1 protein-coding gene is annotated in these 258 nt (G+C 68.6%); it reads right to left on the reverse strand.

Annotated features, from left to right (window positions below; genetic code table 11):
• Positions 1 to 258 (reverse strand): hypothetical protein (locus tag BGIM_RS66355; protein WP_193789111.1); only part of this gene is annotated, 258 nt, incomplete at both ends.

A 258-nucleotide genomic window follows, 5' to 3' on the forward strand; every position in this document is an offset into this window, starting at 1 on the left:
GGCCGCGCCGCCCGGACGTTCGGCGGCGGCCGCCGTGGGCGGCCGGCCTTCGAGCAGCTTTTTCATCACGTCCTGAAACCGGGAAAAGCCGTCCGGCAGCGCCTCCTCCACGGAGACTTTCGGGACCTGCGCGGTCATGCCGCTGAGAAAAATCTTCAACCGCTCGGCCCAGTTCCAGAGCAAGTGAAACCTCTCCAGCTTCCGCCGCTCCTCGGCCCACTCCGGCGAGGCCGCGTCGTGGTTCGTCCGCCGCAGGTG

Source organism: Zavarzinella formosa DSM 19928 (genome assembly GCF_000255705.1).
In the GTDB taxonomy this organism is placed as follows: domain Bacteria; phylum Planctomycetota; class Planctomycetia; order Gemmatales; family Gemmataceae; genus Zavarzinella; species Zavarzinella formosa.